Source organism: Altibacter sp. HG106 (genome assembly GCF_028561755.1).
Taxonomy (GTDB): Bacteria; Bacteroidota; Bacteroidia; order Flavobacteriales; family Flavobacteriaceae; genus DFVG01.
Window position 1 is genome coordinate 193,181 of sequence record NZ_JAQQTD010000005.1, and the last position, 16,125, is coordinate 209,305.

The following is a 16,125-nucleotide window of genomic DNA, read 5'->3' on the forward strand; positions in this document are numbered from 1 at the left end:
ACTACTATATTTTTTAACTTCATAGTACGCGTGTAATTTTTAATAATTCGGTTGTATTCCGGGTTACTTTAAAGCGCTCATCGAGTCGCTGACTCACTACCCAAACGATCTTTTCTTCGCTGCAAAGCACCCAAATTTGTTCTTTCTCTGCCAAAGATAACTTTTCATCTTTAAAAAATTTACTCAGCTTCTTCTTTCCTTTCATTCCGAAGGGGTAAAACACATCTCCCGATCTCCATTTTCTCAAGGTAAGGGGAAACTCAAGATGTTCCTTATCTACAAAAACGGTATGCGCGTTGGTCACCTCAAAATGAGGTGCGCTCGTAAAACGAAGATGTATGGGTGCTGTTATTTCTGTCGCCGTTTCAGGAATTGTTTTTTCAGTATTGACTTCGGAAGGTATCTCGGTAAGCAACAATAGGGTGCGATCCTTTAGCAGTCGGTGTGTCTCTGAAAACACTTGTTTTCCGCTTTGTGACTCTAATAACGAATAAATGTCTTCCCAGGCGGTAAAACCGAAGGGATGAAGCAATTCATACAGTAACGCCCTGGTGTTGGGCAGTTCTTGTAGTTTTTCAATAGAAAGCGCGTAGCCATCTGCTTGTTGGGTCACCACCAAATTGTACACCAGGGTCATATAATCTTCTATTAAGGCATGAGCGCTCTTGAGCCGCTGTTCGGTTGTGGCAATGGCATCCAATAGATTTGGAGTGATTTCCTTCCAGGCCGGAACGACCTTATGGCGCAGGGCGTTTCGTAAGTATTTCGATTCAGCATTACTGCTGTCCTCACGCCAATACAATCCTTCTTCCTTGGCATAGGCTAAAATTTCGGCTCTAGAAAAGGGTAGTAAAGGGCGCAAGATGTGAGCGTGCTGCTGCGGAATACCCGTTAGGCCTCGTAGGCCGGTACCACGTCCCGCATTGATCAAAAAAGTTTCCAAGGAATCATCGGCGTGATGCGCGGTTAAGATAAAATCTACCTTCTCTTGTTGGAGGAGTTCGTCGAACCAGTTATAACGGAGCTCCCGTGCCGCCATTTGGATAGAGCGTTTATGGTCGGTTGCATAGGTTTCCGTAGAAAACGACTCGTGGTATACTCTAACGGAATACTGCTCAGCCAGTTGTGTAACGAAGGCAGCGTCCTCGTCGCTTTCGGTTCCGCGGAGGTTAAAATTGCAATGAAGTAAGGAAATATCGTATCCTAATTGATGCGTCAAAAACGCCAGCGTCACACTATCGAGTCCGCCACTACAAGCCACTCCCACTCTTTTTTGATAGAGGTCAGGAAAAGTTTTTAAAAGGTGTTTCTGAAAGGCGTTTTTCATATAGTACAAATATAGGCGTTGGCCATTTAGACTTCTAATACCTGGCGCATGGCTTTCGCTTTCAGCAAGCATTCAAGGTATTCATTTTCTGCTTTTGCCTCGATGGTCAGTGCGCCCCCCACCGAAAAACTTACATAAGAGGAAGCCTCATCATACAGTATGGTACGGATAACCACATTAAAATCGAAATCGTCATTGGGAGTGATATAGCCGATGGCTCCACTATAAACCCCTCGTTTCGCATCCTCTACAGTTTCAATGTGCTGCATGGCTGAAATTTTTGGAGCTCCCGTCATACTGCCCATAGGAAAAGTTGCGCGAAGCACATCCCCTATTTCTATGCCGGGGCGAAGCGAACATTGAATGGTAGAGACCATTTGATGCACCTGGGCATACGACTTGATATCGCATAAATGGGTCACCTGTACCGAATCCCGGGTTGCAATTCGCGCGAGGTCATTGCGAACCAAATCTACGATCATGATATTCTCACTACGTTCTTTGGGGTCGCTTTGAAGTTGCTTTTTAAGTTTTTGGTCCTCAGCAGTATCGGTACTTCTTGATGCCGTTCCTTTAATGGGTTGTGACCAAAGTCGATCTGATTTTTTCTTCAGGAAGCGTTCTGGCGAGGCCGACAAAATGTATTTACCTTGCATTTTAACAAAGCAGGCAAAGGGAGGCTTGGAAAGCTCGTTGAGATGCCAGTATGTCTTTAACGGGTCAATAGGCGTTTCTTCGGAATAAAATTCCTGGCAAAAATTGACTTCATACAGATCGCCACGTTGAATACGCGCTTTTAGCAACTCAAACTTTTCGAAATACGCTTCTTTGCTTGTTCGGAGTTTGAGTGACACGGGGTTGGTATTTTCAGGATGTTGAAAGTCTTTTGGGATTGTCGTCGCCAGAATAGCGTTCCAATCGTTCGAAACCCATTCATCCGTGCCCTCGAGGTACTGGAATTCCACCATATCCCCTTTAAATAAAAGTAAACGTTTCGGCCTGAAGAACGATAGCTTCGGAAAGTCTAGCGCGTCATGATTCTGTGACGAAAGTGGCTCGATCTCGTTTTTTACATCGTAGGACAAAAAACCGAACGCCCAATCGCGTGTCTTCCGAAAGGATGTCAGGACCTCTAACGCATTAGACGTTGAGCACGCTACCATTTCTTCCGCCTCGACAGCGAGTAGCGCATCGTATTCAGACCATTCGTCTTTATGATGATTCGAGTCGTACCAAGCCACCGTTTCAAACTGCTGTGCCCAAAGTAATATTTTGAGACGGAGTTCTTTGGTAAGGGAAATCGATTTGTAGGAGGTGTATCGCATAGCCTTTTAAACGCTCAAAAATACGAATTAGCAGCTGGGTGTAACGATCTTCATGGAAAGATTCGTTACCATTTTTTCGATAAGAAAACGTTAGCAGATTTATGAAACGTAGAAAAACACCAATTTAAAAAGATGATATTCAGTTATTTAATAAAAAAATGTAGGAATAGTTCGATAAAAAGCATAAATATTAAGCAGTTCATCGATTAATTTTCAATTACATCGAATAATAACCTATTCTAATGGCTTGGTTGTAAGAAGATTGTAGTATTGTGACACCCAAATTTATTGACTTATGAGAATCACTACTTATGTAATTTTTACCCTTTTACTAGGTGCTAATGCCCCCACCATTGCACAAGTAGGAATTGGAACTACCGATCCCAAAAGTACGTTAGACATCACGGTTAGCAATCCAGAATCTCCGAGCGCCACAGATGGTATCTTGATTCCCCGAATTGATGATTTTCCGGCAACAGATCCGGGAGTAGATCAAGACGGAATGATGGTATTCTTAACCACGGCCGTAGCCACCAATGACAAAGGTTTCTACTATTGGGACCACGCCCAATTGCGTTGGATCAATCTTGGTGCTGAAGAATGGAAAGATGGTGTAAACCCAAGCGGAAGTGATTATATCTACGCTACACAAGCACGATTAAGCGGTACCGATGTGGTTATTACTGATGATGGCCGTATTGGTTTTGGAACCGATGACCCCGTTGAACGCTTTGAGTTTAGAGGCCCCGGAGATAACGACTTTCAAATAACAAGTGCCAATACCAACCCACCTAACTATATCTTATACAATACAGGAGGAACCTTAGATGTACCCGATCTTTTAGCCCCCAATCAAGAAGTAGGCTCTCTCGTGGTGAAAACACACGATGGCAGCAATGTACAAGAAGTGGGTGGTTTCCGATTCTACATGGACGGTACTCCCACGGGAACAAGTCTTCCCACACGTTTTACGATTAGTAATACGCCTTCAGGGCAAAAGAATCAAGTAGAACGATTGATCATACGACAAAATGGAAATACGGGGTTGAGCGAAAGTAATCCATCGGCAACATTACACATTCGCGGTGGTGGTGCCGCTGCGCAATCAGCCCCGTTAAAATTCACGAGTGGAACGAACCTAACCACTCCCGAAGCCGGAGCGGTGGAATACGATGGAACCCACCTCTATTTTACGCCTAATACTACGCGTAAGATTCTGCTCAAAGGATTGACCAATACCGCAACCTTGGATTTTCCGAGCATCTCCAACAACGGTAGTGCCGAATTGACCGTAGCGGTAAATGGTGCTACTGTGGGTAGTTCCTGTAACTGTGCTCCGAACGCCAGTATAGAGTCTGGATTGATCTGGAATTGCTATGTGAGCGCTGCGAATACGGTAACCGTCCGAGTAGCCAATAATCGATCTAGTGCGGTGAATCCGGTTTCCAAATCGTGGAAAGTGACCGTGATAGAATAATGGTTTACCCCCGCTTTACAGCCCCCGATATATGCAAAAAGCCTAATCTGTGATTAGGCTTTTTTAATTGCTATAGTACAGAGCGAGCAGCTACATGTGAATGGGTCGATTATCGGTCGCTGCCAGGGCTGCTTCTTTCATCGCCTCTCCATAGGTTGGGTGTGCGTGACTCATACGTGCGATATCTTCGGCACTCGCTCTATATTCCATAGCGGTTACCGCTTCAGTTATCAAGTCGGCCACTCGGGCTCCTACCATATGTACGCCTAATATCTCATCGGTTTCTTTGTCACATAATATTTTCACGAAACCATCGGTGTCTCCACTTGCTCGTGAACGCCCTAAGGCGCGCATCGGGAATTGCCCAGACTTGAAAGCAACCCCTTCTTCTTTGAGTTGTTCTTCGGTTTTTCCAACGGAAGCCACCTCCGGCCAGGTGTAAACTACTCCCGGAATCAAGTTGTAATTGATGTGTGGTTTTTGTCCCGCTAAGGTTTCGGCAACAAACACTCCTTCTTCTTCCGCTTTGTGTGCCAACATAGCTCCTTTTACCACATCACCAATGGCATAAATGTTTTTCACATTCGTTTGCAAGTGTTCGTTGACTTCCACCTGTCCGCGTTCGTTTATTTTTACACCGGCATTTTCGGCCTTCAACCCTTCCGTAAAAGGTCGTCGTCCTACAGAAACCAAACAGTAATCACCCGTAAATGTTACCTCCTTATCTTTTTTATCGGTGGCCGTAACGGTCACTTCCTTGCCTTTTCTAGTGACTTCTGAAACTTTGTGAGATGTATAGAACTTCACCCCTTGTTTTTTCATCACTTTCGTAAGCTCTTTGCTTTGTGCTTTGTCCATCGTAGGAAGAATGCGGTCCATATATTCTACCACGGAAACATCCGCGCCGAGTCGACGATACACTTGGCCCAATTCGAGTCCAATGACACCTCCTCCTATCACGATCATATGCTTGGGTACTTCGGAAAGCGATAAGGCTTCCGTAGAAGTAATGATACGTTCTTTATCGATCTCGATAAACGGAAGACTACCCGGCTTGCTTCCGGTAGCGATAATGATGTTTTTCGCTTCAATTGTTTGTGTCTCCTTTTCCGAAGCGATTTCAATATGAGTCGCATCTTTAAAGGAACCCAGACCTTCGTAAACATCAATCTTATTCTTGTCCATCAAAAATGCAATACCCTTCACATTCTGATCTACCACACCGGCTTTGCGTTCGATCATTTTCTTGAAGTTCAGCTTTACATCCCCGGGAATGTCGATACCGTGCTCTTCGAAGTGATTCAAAGCATCTTCATAGTGGTGAGAGGAATCTAATAAGGCCTTACTTGGGATACAACCAACGTTTAAGCAGGTACCGCCCAAGGTGCTGTATTTTTCTATAATTGCGGTTTTCATTCCCAATTGTGCGCAGCGAATAGCGGCCACGTACCCTCCTGGACCGGACCCAATTACTGCAACATCATATGTACTCATATCGTGTGATTTTTTTCAGAAAGACAAAGGTACAACTACCGGGTACAATTGCCAATTATCAAGTTTAAAACTTCTTATCCTTCCATCCCTGGGAATCCCAACATCCCTCCCATACCCACGGCAAACAACCAATTTCCATAGAGGGTGTGTTCCACACTTACCCAAGCCGTAGACCGGTAGGTAATATAGGTATGCGCAAATAGGAGTCCGCCTAAAAACGTGATTCCCATCACCCACCAATTCCTAAAGAAAATGTGGGCAAGCGAAAATACCAGCGCGTTACAGCATATTTTCAAGGGTTTGCTTCGGAACCAATGTCCATAGCGTTCAAAGAAGAAGGTACGGTATATCAGGTTCTGTGGTAGCACCGAAAATAAAGTATACACAAAAATGATTCCAACGAACAAAACTGGGCGATGCAACACCACATAGAAAAAATGATCGGGAGCGGTGATGGCTACAAACAATACTGTAGCCATAATAATCCCGGCCAGGCGAAAACCCAGGGTGCGCAGGAGCCTGTTCCGCTGAGGGCAATTCCACGACCACTGAAACCCGTGATGACGGTACAGCTGCCATAGTACAAAAACAAATCCTAGAAGCGTCAACACCCCTTTGATCCATAAGGGGTACGGCCATAGAAAAGACACTGGTAGCAGGAAAAATAGGAAGAAGAACTCTGCTAGTAGCAGTATACGTGAACTCATAGTTATAAAGTAAGTGCCGTAGTGTTTTTAATGGTACTAATGGTAAAGGAACTTTGTGTGTTCCCGATATGTTGTAAGGTAGTCAATTTATTCACCATAAAATGTCGAAACGCCGGCATATCAGCCACGACCACCTTTAACAAATAATCGTATTCTCCGCTTACGTGGAAACACTCCAGCACCTCATCGAGTTGTGCCACTTGCTTTTCAAAGGCCGAGAGGTTCTCTATGGTGTGCTGCGACAGCTTGATATGACAGAACACGACAAAGTCGCGTCCCACCTTCTCTGGCGTCACCAAGGCCACGTATTTATTGATAATTCCAGAACGCTCTAATTTTTTAATACGTTCGTAAATAGCGGTCACGGAAAGATGCAGTTGGGAGGCCAACTGTTTGTTTGTCTTTTTACTGTCTTGCTGAAGTATTCGAAGTAATTTCAGGTCGGTTTTATCAAGTTTCATCTGAAGATTTTTCGCGTTCGCTTGGCATATCGGTTTTCTAAATTAATATTTTACTGATATTTGGCTGAATATTAGTATCATTTTCTAAATATATTAATAACTATTGACCATACAACATCACATTGCTATTTTTGATAAAAATATAACCTTATGAGCAATCATCCCGCTAACCGTATTCAAGATTTGCAGTACTTTGGAGAATTTGGAGGTGTGAACCCTTCTATTTCAGACTCTTCTACCTACACTTTTCTTTCCGCCAAAACCATGTTCGATACTTTTGAAGGCAACGCTGATGGTTGTTATCTATACTCGCGACATAGCTCTCCTTCGAACCTCTATTTGGGGGAAGCGCTGGCAGCCATGGAGGGTACCGAAACGGCTAATGTTACGGCCACCGGAATGGGAGCCATCGTTCCGGCCCTGCTTCAACTTTGTAAGGCGGGAGAACACATTGTTTCCAGTAGAACAATCTACGGGGGCACGTATGCTTTTCTGAAGAATTTCGCACCGCGCTTTCAGATTTCCACCTCTTTTGTCGACATCACAAAATTAGATACCGTGGAAGCAGCCATTACTTCCAATACCAAAGTGTTGTATTGTGAGTCAGTGAGCAATCCGCTCTTAGAAGTAGCCGATATTAAAGCGCTTTCAACCCTTGCGAAAAAACACGGACTCCAATTATTGGTCGATAACACCTTTTCACCTTTGTCTATCTCTCCGGCATCGTTGGGTGCTGATGTGGTGCTACACAGCTTGACAAAATTCATTAACGGAAGTAGTGATACTATGGGCGGAGTGATGTGTGGTACTCAGGATTTTATTAATGAACTACGCAACGTCAACGATGGGGCCAGTATGCTTTTAGGAGCTTCTATGGACAGCCTGCGTGCTGCCTCGATCCTCAAAAACCTTCGCACCCTTCACATTCGCATCAAACAACATAGTAAAAACGCGTTGTTCCTGGCGGAAAAGTTTGAGCAAGACGGACTCAAAACGGTGTACCCGGGATTGCCTTCCCACCCCAGTCACGAATTGTTCAAGAACATGATGAACAATGAGTACGGTTTTGGTGGCATGCTTACAATCGACGTAGGTTCTTTAGACAAGGCCAATGAGCTGATGGAGCTAATGCAGGAGCGAAATCTCGGCTACCTCGCGGTAAGTCTGGGCTTTTATAAGACGCTCTTTAGTGCGCCTGGGTCTTCTACTTCTTCGGAAATACCAGAAGAAGAGCAACAGGAAATGGGACTTAGTGACGGACTCATCCGTTTTAGTATTGGATTGGATAACGATATTGAGCGAACCTATCGCATGATGAAGGAGTGTATGAAAGAAGTGGGCGTACTTTAATTCTTTCACTTCATGTTATAACTATTTGGACCAGATCCCTTCAAATTGCGCTTTTTTACCATGCTCGTACCCGGCAATACAGCGTGTGAGGAATCCCTTTTCTAAATAGGCGTCAAATTCCAGTTGAAACTCGCCACTATTAAGATGATGTTTTGCCCACCAAGACGAATAATCATCGGCCTTTTTATACCAGATACCGCTTAATCTGGGGGCTCCATTATAGGTATAGGCATCCAGATACACCAATTTAAATTTTTTCTGATTGGTATAGGTTTCAAAATAATCCTTATACTGTTGAAGCGTCATTACCGGACGCAAATAAAACCCTCCCGTGTCTTGTTTTTCCCAAAGCGCAGTGACGTATATTTTTCCGTTAAGGGAAGTACAGGAAACATTGCGAGGAACCCAACCGGCATCACGATAATGGTCGAAATTCTTTTCATGCCATGAGAGCGACCGCCCGTGATATGCAGTAAACGCAACAGAACTGTCCTTCTTCCAGATAGCGGCATAGCGCAACTTTCCATGGAGCAAATACGAATTGACATGTATCAAGCGATACCCTGCACGTGTCCATTTGTTAAATTCAGTTTGGTATTTTCCTCCACCCATATTGTGACGCGCCACCCATCCAACATTGTTTGACGGTCTGAAGATCACATTGAAGTAGGTTTTCCCGTTAACATCGTACCCATCTACCCAAACCGGATAATATCCACAAGGCCAAATACTGTCAAATACTTCTTGATACTTTTCCTCCGGTACTCCATGACGGGTAACTTCCCCCCAATGCTTGGGATATTTGCAATATGGATGTGTTTCCGATATAAAGCACGCTTTATCCTTCAATCCAGGGATCCCTTTCGTGGTAAGCGGTGACCAATTGATATTTGACTCCGGAGTAGCATACGCGTGCATTCCAATGGCGTAGCCTTCATTAAACAGCAAGGGTCTAAACACTCCCGAATCGGGCGCATCGTCTGAAACGTATGTTTTAATATGATTATGTAGATGGGGCGCCGAAGAATTTCCTGAATTCCCCGCGAGTCCTAAGAGATCCCCCTTTTTGACGACAGCTCCCTTTTTTCTGAAGCTGCTAGTAAGCGATCCCTTCTGAAGATGGGCATACAAGCCTACCAAACTCCCGTGCTTTATGTAAAAATGATTTCCTGCCCCGCCATAATCAAAGGAACCCCATAACTCGTCCTTCTGCTTTTCCATATCGTCATCATTGGCAGCGGGCTTCCAATTGTTGGGAATGTTATTTTCATAGCGCAAGACGGTTCCGTCGGCCATCGCATAAACGGGTTTACCCCAAATTCTAAAATGCTCGTTCTTGCTCCCGTCCTTCCCCGGTTTTGTGTGCCGCCACGCCTTATCTTCGTAGGCATTCGTTCCGAAATCATAGGCAAACACCTGACTTCCGCCTCCATGCATAGAATATCCGGTAACATGCTCGTTAGTTTCAAAATCTTTTGCTTTGAACGGAAACCCAAATCCGATGTGATAGGGTTTGATGTTCTTGGTGATGGAAAGCGGACTGCGATATCCTTTAAAGTAAAAGCTGATCTTTACTTTCGTCGGAAAAGGTGCTTGCATAAATACAACATCGCCGTTTTTGTGATAATCACGACTATTTTGCCAGGTACGAGACCAGCCTTTTTCAATCACAAGCGAATCACTTGGCAGATAGATCGATTTGTTAACATTGTTATTTCCTTTTTTATACTGAACAATCACGCGGTCTAAGTCAACATCTTCCGTACCGAAGTTCAGAATTCGGGTGCTCACGGAGAGCTGTCCCAACGCCGACTCCTTACTGGTAAAGCCGGGCATGATGTGAAATACTAGATCTTCTCCCTCCAGTGGTTGCAATTGAAACTCAATATCGCTTGGGGCATATTTACTGCGACGTTGTAGTGTCACGTTCGCATCTGTCTTACGACATTTCTCAGCGTTGGAAACCGTCAGATCCAAATGACGAACCTGTTTTAGGGCGGTTGGTTTGATCGTTTTCCGGCGCATCACTCTTTTGACCGTCTTCACCGGTTGTTTTGGTTTCGTAGTTGCTTTTGACCGTGTTGCAGCACGTTTGGCAATCGTAGTTTCCAGTTTATTTTTCTTGGCGCACATAAGGGTTAGCTTTAGGTTCAAAACTAAGTCAGGACAGAAGTCTGTGCAAGAGTGGAAGGACTGATATTCAAGAGGGTATTCCCCTTTTTTATGAAGGGTTTTTCCCAATTGCGTGTTCTCAACAAAGTAAAAGCCTGTTAAGATTTGCATGTTAGGAGACATTTCGGCAGCATGAGCTTAAGAAAAACGAGGAAGAGAATCTCCATCATCTATTTGCAATACGGGTTACAAAATCGTAACATTACAGTGAAACTAATTAACCTAAGCATAGTCGTTTATTATGGAAAGTAAAGACATCGACCCCAAAGAGCCACAGAATGAACAAATTGTAGAAAATGAAGAATTGAATATTCTGGAAGCCCTGGTTCCCGTCGTTGCTTTGGTTGCCATGCTATTCTACAATGTATTTTATGCCTTTGGCGATGATGCGCTCAGCGGAAGTAATCAATTTATCTTGCTACTGGGAGCGGCTGTAGCAGCGCTTGTTGGTGCCTTTAACGAGGTAAGTTATAAGCAAATGCTCTCTGAAGTTGCCGAAAATGTACGAAGCACCACAGGCGCTATCCTTATTCTTCTAATGGTAGGCGCCTTAGCCGGAACCTGGATGATCAGCGGCATCATCCCTACGATGATTTATTACGGGATGCAGGTACTAAATCCGACTATCTTTTTAGCCTCCTGCGTGATCATTTGTGCCATCATTTCGATTGCTACTGGAAGCAGTTGGACGACGTCGGCTACGGTAGGTATCGCGCTTATTGGTATTGCTGATGCCTTAGGGATTTCCCTCGGAATGACCGCCGGAGCGGTGCTTTCGGGAGCCTATTTTGGCGATAAGTTATCGCCTATGAGTGATACCACAAATCTCGCTCCTGCCATGGCTGGTACCGATCTGTTTACGCACATAAGGTATATGACCTTTACAACGGTCCCCACCATCATCATAACGCTTATCGTTTTTATCATTATTGGGTTTGGACTCGAACCTGAAGGTGCCGCCGATACGGCCTCGATCCTAGAATCTATTGAAGCCTCATTTTATATTAGTCCGTGGCTCTTCGTAGTACCTGTTATTGTCATTCTTATGATCATTCGTAAAACCCCACCCCTCATCGCACTCTTAGCCGGAACACTTTTGGGTGCCGCGGCGGCAGTGATCTTTCAGCCGGAGATCGTCACTACTATTGGAGGCGGAGAACAATTAGATTTCGTTACAGGTTACAAAGGAATTATGAATGCTATTACTGTGGATACGGCCGTCGCCACCGATAATGAAGCCCTAAGCGATTTGTTTTCCGCTGGCGGAATGAGTGGTATGTTAGGTACGATTTGGTTGATCATCTGCGCCATGGTTTTTGGTGGTGTCATGGATGCCATTGGCGCCTTATCCCGAATCAGTAAAGCCTTATTGTCATTGTTTCATACCACATTCGGACTCTTTGCCAGTACCGTGGCCAGTTGCTTGGCGCTTAACGTTACGGCTTCTGATCAATATTTGGCGATAGTAGTACCCGGAAAAATGTACGCTAAAGCGTACCAAGAAAAAGGACTTGCTCCCGAAAACCTCTCACGTACATTGGAAGATAGCGGAACGGTTACTTCGGTTCTAGTTCCTTGGAATACCTGTGGTGCCTATCAAAGTGGTGTACTGGGAGTACCCGTGGTAGATTATTTTGCCTTTGCGATTTTCAATTGGTTGAGTCCCTTTATGACCTTACTCTTTGCAGCCTTCCGAATAAAAATTAGAGAACTCACCACTCGAAAGGAAACGGCTTAATTTCCATAGAATTCAATAAGATTTCAGCGTTGATTTTCTTTAGAATGCTGTCTCGTTTTTCTACTTTTGCCGACTGAAAAACAAGTACCCATACTAAAAGAAAAAACATGGCTTTAGTCGGAAAAAAATTTCCAAACCAATCTGTAACCGCGATCGATAAAACCGGGCGTAATCAGAAGATAAACCTCTTCGAATTAGCCCAACAAGAAAAGAAAAAAGTGATCTTATTTTGGTACCCCAAAGATTTCACTTTTGTATGTCCCACTGAATTACATGCCTTTCAATCGATGCTTTCAGAATTCGAAAAAAGAAACACCCTTGTTATTGGAGCGTCTTGCGATACTCCTGAAGTACATTTTGCGTGGCTCAACACCCCAAAAAATCATGGCGGGATTGAAGGAGTTACCTATCCGTTGATCGCAGACAGCAATAGAAACCTTTCTTCTCAACTAGGAATTTTAGACATTACGGACGAACATATTGATGAGCAAACGGGAGTTTATACCGTTGAAGGTGACAACGTAACCTACCGCGCCACCTTCATTATTGATGAAGAAGGTACCGTAGTTCACGAAAGTGTGAACCATATGCCGCTAGGACGTAATGTTGCGGAATTTATTCGCCTTATCGATGCCTATACGCATGTGCAGCGAAACGGAGAAGTGTGCCCCGCCAATTGGCAAGAAGGCGCTACCGCGATGCATGCCGATCGCGAAGGGGTAGCCACTTACTTGAGCGAGCACATGAATTAGCGCTTTATACGCTACTGCATTAAAGCCCTGCCGTTTTGGTGGGGCTTTTTTTATAATATCACCCAAACGGGTACTATCACATCCTATCCTATTTTAATATTTTACGGAATTCTCAAAGTAATAGTTTTCAGAATTTTCTAATTTTAAGAACACTAACTAACTCAAATTGCGACTACTACCCTATTTCCTGATGTGTTTGTTCCCTATGATTGGTCAAACACCCTCCTATCAGTTCCAACACTTCGGGATAAATGAAGGCCTTTCGCAAATAAGTCTACACGATCTTGAATTCGATAAAACCGGACATCTTTGGATCGCTACCAACAATGGAATCGATCGATTTGATGGGCTACATTTTGTCAATTTTCAACAGCAGATCGACACCACTAAAAACAGCTTGGTCTTCAATGAAGTGAGTCATATCATCCAAGATCAGCAAGAAAATATGTGGTTTGCCACGCGACAAGGTCTTTCCAAATACGACCCCAGAGTACAAAAATTTACAAATTTTGAATACAAAAAAAATTGCGACACCTGTATCGTACATCCTGCCATCAGTTTTTTGAAAGAAAAAGATGCGTATATCTATATTGGGACGGTAGGCGGACTCTCACGCATCCATAAATCGACACTTGAAATTGTGTCATGGCCGTATCAGGAAGGAATGCAGAATGGCCCGAGGAAAACGGCTATTCGTCAACTTGAATTTTTGGAAGATGGTCGCTTACTCATTATTTCTCAGGTGGGAATTTCAATTTTCAATCCCACAACAGAAACCTTTAAAGCGATTACGACGGAACACGGACTTCCGGAAAACAAATTACAATCGATCTACCGAGATTCGAAAAATAATTACTGGATAGGATGCGAAACCAAAGGATTGCTAAAGCTAACAGGAACTTGGGATGACCCTAGCTTTCGTCATTATCCACCCGATCCTGAAACAGGTCCTTCGCACGGCTTTATTTATGAAATAACGGAAGATCAACACGGAGTCCTGTGGCTTGCCACCTTTAACGGGGTGACCTTGTTCAATCCACAGAACGAGGAATTTAAGTACCTGTATCACAACCCCAATGATAAAGGATCTATTAGTTCTAATCAGGTGTTTGGTATACAACGTGATGTGCATAATAGAATGTGGCTAGCCACTATTTCGGGGCTCGATGTATACGACCCGTATTTAAATCAGTTTCGGTATCAAACCGCAATTCCGGGAGAGAAGAACAGCTTGTCAGGCAACAAGACCTTTTCCATTTTTGAAGATTCAAAAGGATATCTATGGATCGGTAATTATGAGAATGGCCTCACCATTATTCCGCCCAAAAATACAGACCAAGATTATTTTCATATCACATCGGGAACAGGGCCGGATCAATTATCTGGACCTCAGGTACTGGGGATTGAAGAGGACCACCTGGGCAGGATCTGGTTAGCTACCTTCAATGGGGTGAACATCGTAGATTGGCCCGATCGAACTTCCGATAACTATACCATTTCAAAACTCGATCTCACGTCGGTTCCCAACAATCCTCACCTCACGCAATACGAGTATTTTGTACGAAGAGGAACCAACAGAGATATGTGGATTGGCACCCATGGCGCTGGTCTAATACGCGTAATGGATGACGGGAGTCTTCAGCAATATAGTCATCAAGAACGGCCGCATGGTATTGCAGAAAACAGCATTCTTTCCATAGGATTTGATGCTGAAGAAAGAATCTGGGTAGGAACGCCAGCACTGGGCTTTGGCGTGATTGAAGACTACGAAAATGCGCGTTCCTTCAAAAGAATTCCTGGGAACACAGTAGTCGCAAAACACGGTGTGCATGGGATCTTTTTTAAGGATGAAAAGGAAGTATTGATGACCACCGGGGCCGGTATCTTTCAAATCGATGAGAAAGAAGCGTTATTTACTTCGTCCACACCTGACTTCAAACAACACACCGAAGCCAATGGTCTTAGCGATAATATTGTGTACACCATGGTTCAAACAGATGTTGATGAATATTGGTTCAGTACGGGAAACGGACTCACAAGGTGGAACACACAATCGAACGTCTTCACCCCATATACAAAGGAATTTGGTCACAAGCTTCGGGATTTCAATCAAGGCGCCGCTGCGCTGACAAAAGATGGAACCTTGTATTTTGGAACTACAGGATTGTTGTCGTTTACCCCTTCATCTATCCAGGAAAACACAGTAGCCCCCACAATCTATTTTTCAGACTTACGCATCTTGAATCAACCTGTCCCCATTTCCGAAGAACAAACGGGCGGCTTTTCACTCCCTTCCACATTACGCTACTTGGAGGGGTTTTCCTTACAACCTCAAGACAAGATTTTTTCCATTGCCATCTCCGCTGTAAATCACACCTTACCGGAAGAAACCTTATATGCGTATCAATTACAAGGTTTCGATCCCGATTGGATCTATACCAAAGATCCTGTCATTACGCGATCGAATCTCGATCCGGGCACCTACACCCTGATGGCCAAAGCGGCTAATAACAATCAGGTTTGGAGTGAGCCTGTGACACTTTCGATAGAAATTCTACCGCCCTGGTGGCGCACATGGTGGGCCTACGTTCTATTTGTGCTATTAGCGGTGGGAAGCGTTTATTTATTGCTGAAACTACGATTGCAACAAGAGCGTCGGTTAGAATTGGCACGCGCTCAAGAGCGTGAAATCTTTCGAAAACGAAGCTCCCGTGATTTTCATGATGAAGCCGGAACAAAGATCACGCGCATTTCACTAATCACGGAACTCGCTAAACTGAATAACAAAGACAATCCTGAACTTCAAGAACACCTACTCCAAATAGAAAATAACCTCCACGATCTCAATAACGGCATGCGCGATTTTATTTGGACCTTAGACCCCACCAAAGATAACGCGTACGATACCTTAACACGATTTACGGAATTTGCTGGTAATTTTTGTGAGTATGCTGGTATTCAGTTTCGATCGCAACATATATCTGATCATCTCAAAGAGAAGGAACTTAACATGGCAGAGCGACGCCATTTATTACTAATCCTTAAAGAAGCGCTCAACAACAGCGTGAAGCATGGCCGACCAACCATTATTGATTGTATCATAGACGCCAAACCTGGAAAACTGAAGGTTACCTTAAAAGACAACGGAAATGGATTCGACCCACTCGCCTCGAACAAGGGCAACGGACTAACCAATATGAATGAGCGCGCCCAAGCACTGGGCGGTGCACTCACCATCAATTCGGTGGTGAATGGGGGCACCCAACTGGTACTCACCTTAGAAACTACCCGACTGAGTAAGTAGCAACTCACTGATTTTAAG

Annotated in this window: 11 protein-coding genes; 5 read left to right on the forward strand and 6 right to left on the reverse strand. The window is 44.2% G+C overall.

What is annotated here, in order from left to right:
- Positions 1-19: 19 nt before the first annotated feature.
- Positions 20-1,327 (reverse strand): tRNA lysidine(34) synthetase TilS, encoded by a 1,308-nt coding sequence (gene tilS / locus PO830_RS10000; RefSeq protein ID WP_272853423.1) that lies wholly within the window; start codon positions 1,325-1,327, stop codon positions 20-22.
- A gap of 26 nt (positions 1,328-1,353) precedes the next feature.
- Positions 1,354-2,652, reverse strand: a complete 1,299-nt coding sequence (locus tag PO830_RS10005) for an anthranilate synthase component I family protein (RefSeq protein WP_272853424.1) — start codon at positions 2,650-2,652, stop codon at positions 1,354-1,356.
- Between the two features lie 295 nt (positions 2,653-2,947).
- On the opposite strand from PO830_RS10005, the gene PO830_RS10010 reads away from it, so the two are divergent.
- Entirely contained in the window at positions 2,948-4,129 is a 1,182-nt protein-coding gene (locus PO830_RS10010; protein ID WP_272853425.1) for a hypothetical protein, read from the forward strand.
- A 90-nt stretch (positions 4,130-4,219) separates the two neighbouring features.
- Here PO830_RS10010 and lpdA read toward each other — a convergent pair whose 3' ends face one another.
- The 3 genes from lpdA to PO830_RS10025 form a co-directional block, all read right to left on the reverse strand.
- Positions 4,220-5,623, reverse strand: coding sequence for a dihydrolipoyl dehydrogenase (lpdA, locus tag PO830_RS10015; RefSeq protein WP_272853426.1), 1,404 nt, complete (start codon positions 5,621-5,623; stop codon positions 4,220-4,222).
- Positions 5,624-5,697: 74 nt separating this feature from the next.
- Complete coding sequence (locus tag PO830_RS10020; protein WP_272853427.1) at positions 5,698-6,330, reverse strand: type II CAAX prenyl endopeptidase Rce1 family protein; 633 nt, start codon at positions 6,328-6,330, stop codon at positions 5,698-5,700.
- Positions 6,331-6,332: 2 nt separating this feature from the next.
- Positions 6,333-6,791, reverse strand: a complete 459-nt coding sequence (locus PO830_RS10025; RefSeq protein WP_272853428.1) for an Lrp/AsnC family transcriptional regulator — start codon at positions 6,789-6,791, stop codon at positions 6,333-6,335.
- Between the two features lie 150 nt (positions 6,792-6,941).
- Between PO830_RS10025 and PO830_RS10030 the strand changes: the two genes are divergently transcribed.
- Complete coding sequence (locus PO830_RS10030; protein ID WP_272853429.1) at positions 6,942-8,141, forward strand: aminotransferase class I/II-fold pyridoxal phosphate-dependent enzyme; 1,200 nt, start codon at positions 6,942-6,944, stop codon at positions 8,139-8,141.
- Positions 8,142-8,162: 21 nt separating this feature from the next.
- On the opposite strand, the gene PO830_RS10035 is transcribed toward PO830_RS10030, so the two are convergent.
- On the reverse strand, positions 8,163-10,424 hold the full coding sequence (locus tag PO830_RS10035) for a peptidoglycan DD-metalloendopeptidase family protein (RefSeq protein ID WP_272853430.1): 2,262 nt from the start codon (positions 10,422-10,424) through the stop codon (positions 8,163-8,165).
- Between the two features lie 130 nt (positions 10,425-10,554).
- Between PO830_RS10035 and nhaC the strand changes: the two genes are divergently transcribed.
- The 3 genes from nhaC to PO830_RS10050 all read left to right on the forward strand — a co-directional run bounded on the left by nhaC (position 10,555) and on the right by PO830_RS10050 (position 16,107).
- The gene (gene nhaC / locus PO830_RS10040) at positions 10,555-12,051 is read left to right on the forward strand and encodes a Na+/H+ antiporter NhaC (protein ID WP_272853431.1); all 1,497 of its coding nucleotides are present in this window, start codon (positions 10,555-10,557) and stop codon (positions 12,049-12,051) included.
- Positions 12,052-12,158: 107 nt separating this feature from the next.
- Complete coding sequence (locus PO830_RS10045; protein ID WP_272853432.1) at positions 12,159-12,803, forward strand: peroxiredoxin; 645 nt, start codon at positions 12,159-12,161, stop codon at positions 12,801-12,803.
- Positions 12,804-12,969: 166 nt separating this feature from the next.
- Positions 12,970-16,107: a sensor histidine kinase gene (locus PO830_RS10050; RefSeq protein WP_272853433.1), complete on the forward strand. Its 3,138-nt coding sequence runs from the start codon at positions 12,970-12,972 to the stop codon at positions 16,105-16,107.
- The last annotated feature ends 18 nt before the right edge of the window (positions 16,108-16,125 follow it).